At 70.0% G+C, this 8261-nt stretch carries 6 protein-coding genes and 1 pseudogene; 6 read left to right on the plus strand and 1 reads right to left on the minus strand.

What is annotated here, in order from left to right; genetic code table 11:
- The 4 genes from A7A76_RS15060 to A7A76_RS15075 all read left to right on the plus strand — a co-directional run.
- On the plus strand, positions 1-958 hold a 958-nt coding region (locus A7A76_RS15060), incomplete at its 5' end, for an efflux RND transporter periplasmic adaptor subunit (RefSeq protein ID WP_206411947.1).
- Positions 959-965: 7 nt separating this feature from the next.
- Positions 966-4055 carry an efflux RND transporter permease subunit gene (locus A7A76_RS15065; protein WP_206411948.1) on the plus strand — a complete coding sequence of 1030 codons (3090 nt, stop codon included), beginning with the start codon at positions 966-968 and terminating at the stop codon, positions 4053-4055.
- The gene (locus tag A7A76_RS15070) at positions 4052-5302 is read left to right on the plus strand and encodes a TolC family protein (RefSeq protein ID WP_206411949.1); all 1251 of its coding nucleotides are present in this window, start codon (positions 4052-4054) and stop codon (positions 5300-5302) included. The genes A7A76_RS15065 and A7A76_RS15070 overlap by 4 nt, the downstream gene beginning before the upstream one ends.
- A complete protein-coding gene (locus tag A7A76_RS15075; protein WP_206411950.1) occupies positions 5299-5682 on the plus strand; it encodes a hypothetical protein in 384 nt (127 codons plus the stop codon). Before A7A76_RS15070 ends, A7A76_RS15075 begins: the two co-directional genes overlap by 4 nt.
- A gap of 62 nt (positions 5683-5744) precedes the next feature.
- On the opposite strand, the gene A7A76_RS15080 is transcribed toward A7A76_RS15075, so the two are convergent.
- Entirely contained in the window at positions 5745-6986 is a 1242-nt protein-coding gene (locus tag A7A76_RS15080) for an MFS transporter (RefSeq protein WP_206411951.1), read from the minus strand.
- A gap of 371 nt (positions 6987-7357) precedes the next feature.
- Between A7A76_RS15080 and A7A76_RS15085 the strand changes: the two genes are divergently transcribed.
- Both A7A76_RS15085 and A7A76_RS15090 read left to right on the plus strand, forming a co-directional pair.
- The gene (locus A7A76_RS15085) at positions 7358-8002 is read left to right on the plus strand and encodes a hypothetical protein (protein WP_206411952.1); all 645 of its coding nucleotides are present in this window, start codon (positions 7358-7360) and stop codon (positions 8000-8002) included.
- Positions 7992-8261 (plus strand): annotated as a pseudogene (locus A7A76_RS15090) (hypothetical protein); the annotation flags it as partial. The gene A7A76_RS15085 and the pseudogene A7A76_RS15090, both read left to right, overlap by 11 nt.

Consider the following 8261-nt stretch of genomic DNA (forward strand, 5'->3'; position numbering starts at 1 on the left):
CGCCGGCGCCGGCGCCGGCGCCGCGGGCGCGGCGCTGCCCGGGCGGGTGGCGTTCCGGCCGCAGGCGATGACCGCGGTCGGCAGTCCGGTGACCGCGCGCGTGGTCTCGGTGGAGGTGCGTCCGGGCGAGAAAGTGGCCGCCGGCGCGCCGCTGCTGACCTTGCAAAGCGCCGACGCCGGCTCGGCCAAGGCCTCGCTGGCGCAGGCGCGCGCGCAGACCGCGCTGGCCGAGGACGCGCTGCGCCGCCAGGACGAGATGGTGGCCAAGGGCGTGGGCCTGGAGGTGGAGCGCTTTCAGGCCCAGGTCGCGGTGCGCGAAGCGCGCGCCGAACTCGAGCGCGCGCAGCGCGCCGCCGACCTGCTCGGCCGCGGCGCCGGCGACCGCTTCGTGCTGCGCGCCCCCGCCGCCGGCGTGGTGCTGTCGCTGCACGCCAACCTCGGCGCGGTGGTCGCCGCCGACGGCGCGGCGCTGGTGGAAATCGGCGATCCCTCGCGCGTGTGGGTGGTGGCGGATGTTCCGGAAAGCGAAGCCGCGGCGATCCGCGCCGGCAGCGGCGCGCGCATCCACGTTCCCGGCGCCGGCGCCGACTACGCCGCCAAGGTCGACGGCCTGGGCCCGCTGGTCGACGGCGACCTGCGCCGCCTGCCGCTGTACCTGACCTTCGCCGACGCGCCCGCGCCCGCGCCCGCGCCGACGCCCGGCGCGATGGTCGAGGTGCGGCTGGACGCGGCCGCCGACGCCGCGCCGAGCGTTCCGGTCGCCGCGGTGCTGATCAAGGGCGGCAGCCAGCGCCTGGTCTACGTGCAGCGCGGCGACGGCCGTTTCGAAGCGCGCGCGGTGCGCACCGGCGCCTCGCGCGGCGGCCGGGTGACCCTGCTCGACGGCGTGCGCGCCGGCGAGAAGGTGGTGGTCGAAGGCGCCTTGCTGCTCGACAGCCAGGCCGAACAGTTGCTCTGAGGCCGCCATGCTCAATCGCATCATCGAAGCGTGCGTGCACCGGCGCGTCGCCATCCTGGTCATGACCGCGATCGTCGCCTTGTTCGGCGTGCGCGCGTACCTGCAAACCCCGATCGAGGCCTATCCCGACGTCACCAACGTCCAGGTCCAGGTCATCACCCAGATGCCGGGCTACGCCGCCGAGGAAATCGAGCGGCAAGTCACGGTGCCGCTGGAGCGCGCGCTCAACGGCACGCCGGGGATGACCCTGCTGCGCAGCGAAAGCCTGTTCGGGCTGTCGCTGGTGACCTTGATCTTCGACGACGACGTGGATGCGTTTTCGACCCGGATGCTGGTCGGGCAACGCATGGCGCAGGCCGATTTGCCGCAGGGCGTCGTGCCGGACCTGGCTCCGGAAGCGACGCCGCTGGGCAAGATCTATCGCTTTCGCTTGACCAGCGATCGCGCCGACCTCTACCAGCTGCGCTCGGAAATGCAGTGGAACGTCACCCGCGTGCTGCGCCAGGTGCAGGGCGTGGCCGACGTGGTGCCGTTCGGCGGTTATCTGAAGGAACTGCAGGTCGAGGCCGATCCGGCCAGGCTGTACGGCGCCGGCCTGAGCCTGGGCGACCTGGAAGACGCGATCAAGAAGGCCAACCTCAACGTCGGCGGCGGCTTCCTGCGCCACGGCGACCAAGAGCTGACCATCCGCGGCGTCGGCTTCATCGATTCGGTCGAGGACATCAAGGCCATACCGCTGAAGAACCGCGCCGGCACCGCGCTGACGGTGGGCGACGTGGCCAGCATCAAGCTCGCCGCGACCCCGCGCCGCGGCTCGGTCGCCTACAACGATCAAGGCGAAGTGGTCGAAGGCCTGGTGCTGATGCGGCGCGGCGAAAATCCCTCGCGCGTGCTCGACGGCATCCACCAGAAGGTCGCCGAACTCAACGGCAAGATCCTGCCGGCGGGCATGAAGATCGTCGCCTCGCACGACCGCAGCGTGCTGGTCGGCCACACCCTGTCGACCGTGCACGACAACCTGCTGCACGGCTTCATCCTGGTGGTGGCCATCGTCTGGCTGTTCATGCGTTCGATCACCGGCTCGGCCGTGGTCGCGGTGGTGATTCCGCTGTCGCTGCTGGTGGCCTTCATCGGCCTGCATTTCCTCGGCCTGCCGGCCAACCTGATTTCGATGGGCGCGATCGACTTCGGCATCCTGGTCGACGGCGCGGTGGTGCTGGTGGAGAACGTCATCCACGCGATACGCCATGAACGCCCGCCCAACCGCAAGGCGCTGATCGCGCTGGTGATCCGCTCGGCCACCGCGGTCGGCCGCCCGACCTTCTTCGCGATGCTGATCATCATCGCCGCGCTGCTGCCGGTGTTCACCCTGCAATCGGTGGAAGGCCGGATCTTCCGCCCGCTGGCGCTGACCTACGCCTTCGCCTTGGTCGGTGCGCTGGTGTTCTCGCTGACCGTGGTGCCGGCGCTGTGCGCGCTGCTGTTCAAGCCCGAGCACGCCCAGTTGGTCGAGCCGGCGTGGATCGCGAAATTGCGCGAGGGCTACAAGCGCCTGCTCGGCGCGCTGATGCAGCGCCGCGCGCTGGCGCTGGGGCTGGCCGCGGCGCTGCTGGTGGCCGGCGGCGTCGCCACCGCGCGGCTGGGCTCGGAATTCTTGCCGGAACTCGACGAAGGCGACATCTTCGTGTTCGCCGAAATGCCGGCCAGCGTGTCGATGGAGAAAGGCCAGCAACTGCTGATGGACGTGCACAAGCGGGTGCTGGCGTTCCCGGAGGTTTCCGCCGTGCACACCGAGCACGGCCGGCCCGAGGACGGCACCGACAACGAAGGCGTCAACATGCTCAAGACCTTCGTCAGCCTGAAGCCGGACCAGCAGTGGCGCGCGGGCTGGGACAAGCCGCGTTTGATCCAGGCCATGCGCGAGTCGCTGGAGCATATCCCCGGCGTGCGCTTCAACTTCTCCCAGCCGATCAAGGACAGCGTCGAGGAAGCGGTCAGCGGCGTGCGCGGCAAGGTGGTGCTGAAGGTGTTCGGCCCGGACCTGGAGCGCATGCGCGAAACGCTCAAGCAGGCCAAGACCGTGCTGCAGGACGTGCCCGGCGTGACCGAGCTGGACCTGTATCGCGACGTCTCCAGCCCGCAGCTGCGCATCCGTCTCGACCGCGCCGCGCTGGCGCGCGCCGGCATCCCCATCGAGACCGCCGCGGCCACCATCGAAACCGCGCTGGCCGGCCGCGTGGTCACCGATTACTGGGAAGGCGAACGTCCGGTGCCGGTGCGCCTGCTGCTGCCCAAGCCCAGCCGCGACGACGAGGACAAGATCGCCGACCTGACCGTGCCGGCGCCGAGCGGCGCGCAGATTCCGCTGCGCCAGCTGGCCAAGATCGAAGTCGGCAACGGCGTGGCCTCGATCGTGCGCGAGGGCAACATCCGCTTCCTGGCGCTGAAGTTCAACGTCGAAGGCCGCGACATGGGCTCCACGGTCAAGGACGCCATCGCCGCGGTCGAGGCCAAGGTCAAGGCGCCGGACGGGCACTACTTCGTCTGGGGCGGCGAGTTCGAGAACCAGGAACGCGCGGCGCAGCGGCTCAGGCTGGTGGTGCCGGTGGCGATCGTGCTGGTGCTGGTGCTGCTGTACGCGGCGATGAACTCCGGCCGCAGCGCGCTGGCGATCATGGCGACGATGCCGTTCGCGCTGACCGGCGGCGCGTTCGCGCTGCTGCTGGCCGGCATTCCGCTGTCGGTGAGCGCGGCGATCGGTTTCATCGCGCTGCTCGGCCAGGTGTCGCTGATGGGCGTGCTGGTGCTGTCGGCGGCCGAAGACCGGCGCCGCGCCGGCGAAGAGTTGCTGCCCGCGTTGCTGGAAGGCGCGGCCGACCGCTTGCGCCCGGTGCTGATGGCCTCGCTGCTGGCCTTGTTCGGCCTGTTGCCGATGGCGCTGTCCAGCGGCATGGGCAGCGAAACCCAGCGTCCGTTCGCGCTGGTGGTGGTCGGCGGCATGACCACGACCTTGCTGGTGGCGCTGTTCGTGCTGCCGGCGGTGTACAGCCTGATCGCGGCCAAGCGCCTGCAAACGCCGGAGGAGGCCGACGCATGAAGTGGGTAGTCGTTCTGAGTGGGCTGCTGGCCGCGGCGACGCTGCCGGCGATGGCGGCCGAGCCGTCGCCCGCACTGCCGCCCGAATCGGTAGACCTGCCGACGGTGCTGACCCTGGCGCGCGGCGCCAGCCCGCGCCTGGAACTGGAGCGCAAGCAGATCGCGCTGGCGCAGGCCCAGCGCACCACCGCCGGGGCCTATCCCAATCCCAGCGTCAGCTACGAGCGCGCGCGCCAGCCCGGCGAACTGACCAATTTCGGCAGCGAACGGGCCAGGCAGTGGTCGGTGCAGCAGCAGATCCTGCTGCCGGGCCAGCGTTCCTCGCGCGTGCGCGCCGCCGATCTGGGCGTGGACGCCGCGCGCAGCCGGCTGACCGCGACCGCCAACGATCTCACCGCCGATGCCGGCGCCGCGTACGTCGAGCTGTTGCAGGCGCAGCACAAGCGCACGGCGCTGGAGCAGGGCATGGCCGACCTGGACCGCCTGCGCGGCATCGTCGCCGGCCGCCAGTCCGCCGGCATGGCCAGCCGCTACGACCTGCTGCGCGTGGACATCGAACTGGCCGACTGGCGTACACAGTTGGCCGAGGCTGAAGCCGATCTCACCGACAGCCAGGGCCAGCTCGCGGGGTTGCTCGGTTTTCCCGGCTGGCACCCGCGCGGCGCGGGCGAGTTGCGCGCGTTGCCGATCGCCGAGCCGCCGCCGTCGGCCGTCGGCGACAGCCCGTCGGTGATCGCTTCGCGCAAGGAAGAAGCCGCGGCGCTGGCGCGGGTGACCGCCGCGCGCCGCGACCGGCTGCCGAACTTCTCGCTCAGCGGCGGGCAGTTCTGGACCGTGCAGCCTTACGGCAAGACCTATTCGCTCGGCTTCGAGATCGAGGTGCCGCTGTTCGACACCCGTCGCGGCGCGTATCAGCAGGCGCGTGCGGAAGCCGAATCGGCGAGCCTGCAACGCACCCTGGCCGAAGCGCAGTCCAGCGCCGACGTCGAGCGCTACCGCGCCCAGGTGCGGCAACGCAGCGCCGCACTGGCGCAGTTCGAACAACAACTGACCCCGCGCCTGCCGCAGCTGCAGCAGATGGCCGACGACGCCTACCGGCTCGGCCGCAGCACGGTGCTGGAACTGCTCGACGCGACCCGGGTGCGCTACCAGACTTCGCTGAGCCGGGCCGAACTGACCGCGAACCTGATGGAGGCGCAACTGCGCCTGCAGGCCGCGCTGGGCGAATTCGCGCCGGTGCGGCCGTGAGCCGGCGCCGCCGCGCGCGATCCGCACAGGCGCAGGCGCTGCGCGACCGCGTCTGCGACGCGCTGGCGCTGGTCCTGTTCGCGGCGGTGCTGGCCGGCTGCGTGTCGGCGCCGCGCGACGGCGCGTTCTCGTCGTGGTGGCGCAAGCCGGTGCTGGCGGTGGCGGCGGCGAACCAACTCGACCCGGGCGTGGACCGGCGCTGCCTGTCCGGCCACGAGCCGGCCACGGCCGTGGTCGCGTTCCGGGTCGGGCGGGTGCCGGCCTACAAGCAGGCGTTCGCGGTGCCGGCCGATGCGAACCTGCGCGCCGGCGACGAGGTGTGGGTGCGGCCGCGCAGTTGCGAGCTGGAGGCGGCGAAGGCGGATCGCGCGGCGCAGTGAGTCGCGGCGTGGTCGCTGCGCAGCCGCGTCGACGCGCAGCCGATCGCCGCGCAGCTCCGGGCTCAGGACTGCAACGCCGGCCGCAATCCGCCGTCCCGCGCGCGCGGCATGCGCGGAAACGCCAGCGCGATCGCCGCCGCCGCCAGCCCGGCCATCATCGAGCCGATGTACAGCCAGGTGTAGCTGCCGTAGCGGTCGTACAACCAGCCGCCGATCACCGGACCCAGCGCCATGCCCAGGCTCGACAGCAGGCTGGCCGCGCCGAGCACGCCGCCGAGGATGCGCGGGTCGAACGCATCGCGCGCCAGCGAGGCGTACAACGGCATGGTGCCGCCATAGGCCATGCCGAACACGATGGCGACCGCGTAGAACCCGTCGAGCTGATTCACCGCCAGATAGCTCACCGCCGCCAGCGCCTGCACGAACAAGCCGGCGACCAGCACCGGCTTGGCGCCGAAGCGGTCGGCCAGCGCGCCGAACAACACGCGCCCGCCGAGCCCGGCCGCGCCTTCCATGCTGTAGATGGTGACCGCCGCGGTCACCGGCAGGCCGCAGCCGATGGCGTAGCTGACGGTGTGGAAGATCGGCCCGGAATGCGCGGCGCAGCAGGCGAAGAACGCCAGCCCCAGCACGACGAACGCGCGCGAGCGCAGCGCCTGCGCCATCGTCGCCGGCGGCGCATCGGCGGCGGGCGCCGGTGCCGGCGTTGAAGCGGCACCGGCCGGCTCGGCGCGCACGAACCACACTGCCGGCAGGGTCAGCGCCCAGGCCAGCGCGCCGACGATCAGCAAGGTGGTGCGCCAGTCGTACTGGCTGATCAGCCACGCCACCAGCGGCGACAGCGTCATCGGCGCCACCCCGACCCCGGCCGAGACCAGCGAGATCGCCAGATTGCGCCGGCGTTCGAACGCCGCCGCGGTGGCCGCGATGATCGGCGCGAAGAACGCCGCCGCGGCCGCGCCGAGCAACACCCCGTAGGCGAGCTGGAACTGCAGCAGACTGCCCGCGCGGCTGGCCAGCACGCAGGCCAGGCCGAGCAGCAGCGACCCGGCCAGGGCGACCGCGCGCGGACCGATCCGGTCGCTGAGCAGGCCCCAGCCGAAGCCGGCCACGCCCATACTGAGGAAGGCCAGGGTCATCGCCCCCGACAGCCCCGCGCGCGACCAGCCGGTGGCCGCGCCCATCGGCCCCAGCAGCACCGCCAGCGAGAACACCGCGCCGATGGCGACGCAGCCGAGCACGGCGCCGGCGGCGACCAGGGACCAGTTGCGGTCGAGAGTGGGAGCGGGCGCGGGGCTGTTCATGGGCGCGTTTCGGTGGGGGTTTGCCTAGGCGACGAACCGGGTGGGATGGAATCGACAAGGCCTGGACGTGGCCCGATGAGCGGTTGCGCGGTCGGATTCGCCTGATTGTGGCGTCGGAAAAATCCTACGGAATTCGTGAGGCACGTTTTCGGCGCGATCCGGCAATTTTGGCCGCGTGCGGAAAATCGCGGCGATCGTGCGCGGCGACGCGGATGAGTGTGAACGAGAGTTGCGCATTGCCGCATCGGGCCGCGCGGCGCGGATGGAAATTTTCCGCATCGACACATGCGCGTCATTGACGCGACACTGGCGTCCGGCCCGCATCGCTTCGATGGCGGGGCACACCGACAGGGCGATATGGAGCTGCTGCGATGAAAACTGGAAGCCTCTTTGGCGGTGCGATCGTCGTTGCGGCGATGGCGTTCGCTCTGGCCGCCTGCTCCAACGCGGTGAAGGATCCGAAGTACGAGCGCAATCCGAATCCGAAGCAGAAGTATGTGGTGACGGCGAAGGTGGAGGGGGCGCCCGGGCCGTTTCGGATGGCGATAGCGGGCGTGCAGTACAGGATCGGCCCGACCCAGAGTTGTATGCCGCCGGCAGAGCCGATTTCCGGGGTGTTTCCTACGCAGTCGCGTTCGAACTTCGGATCTCCTGTCCGCAACTTGTCGGGAGCGGAGTTCGAATTCGATGTCTATCTCGACGGAATGGTGTCCAAGGACTATTTCGGGCGAGGCGTGTGCACATGGCAGATCGAGTTGGTAAGCCTGACGCTCCGGCCGGCAAATGACGATGGCGAGCGAAAGTTCGACTTGACCATAGGCGAATCGGATGTGACAGGAGGGGGCACTTTGGTGCTTTACGCCCGTCGTGAGAAGTACGCAACGCCGGTTGAGAATGCCTACGATGATTTTGAAACGGCAATAGAAAAGGAATACGCCGTAGCCCGCTACGGAAGCGATTTATCCAAGTTCTTCACCATTACCGTCAGTGCCAAGGAGTCAGGCCGTGACCATTAGCAGCATCCACTATGCTGAACTCAGCGAAGCTGCATATACCCCTCCGGAAGCGACCTTGGACGGATCGCGTCGAGTCAAGATCGGTGGCACGACCTACAGGCTGATCGAACTGGCCGAGAACAAATCTTCGGGCTATCAAGGCGCTATTTTTCAACAGGAAGTTAGCGGCGAAATAGTCGTCGCCCACCGCGGAACCGAGTTCAAGGAAGAATTCATCGACGACGTCCTGCGCGCCGACGGCGGCATGGTCGCCACGCGG

It is taken from the genome of Lysobacter enzymogenes (genome assembly GCF_017168095.1).
Lineage (GTDB): Bacteria > Pseudomonadota > Gammaproteobacteria > Xanthomonadales > Xanthomonadaceae > Lysobacter > Lysobacter enzymogenes_D.

Excerpts from the sequence above, each read along its gene's own strand:
- A7A76_RS15065 (WP_206411948.1), top strand. The coding sequence starts at position 966 with ATGCTCAATCGCATCATCGAAGCGTGCGTGCACCGGCGCGTCGCCATC.
- A7A76_RS15080 (WP_206411951.1), bottom strand. The coding sequence starts at position 6,986 with ATGAACAGCCCCGCGCCCGCTCCCACTCTCGACCGCAACTGGTCCCTG.
- A7A76_RS15085 (WP_206411952.1), top strand. The coding sequence starts at position 7,358 with ATGAAAACTGGAAGCCTCTTTGGCGGTGCGATCGTCGTTGCGGCGATG.
- A7A76_RS15070 (WP_206411949.1), top strand. The coding sequence starts at position 4,052 with ATGAAGTGGGTAGTCGTTCTGAGTGGGCTGCTGGCCGCGGCGACGCTG.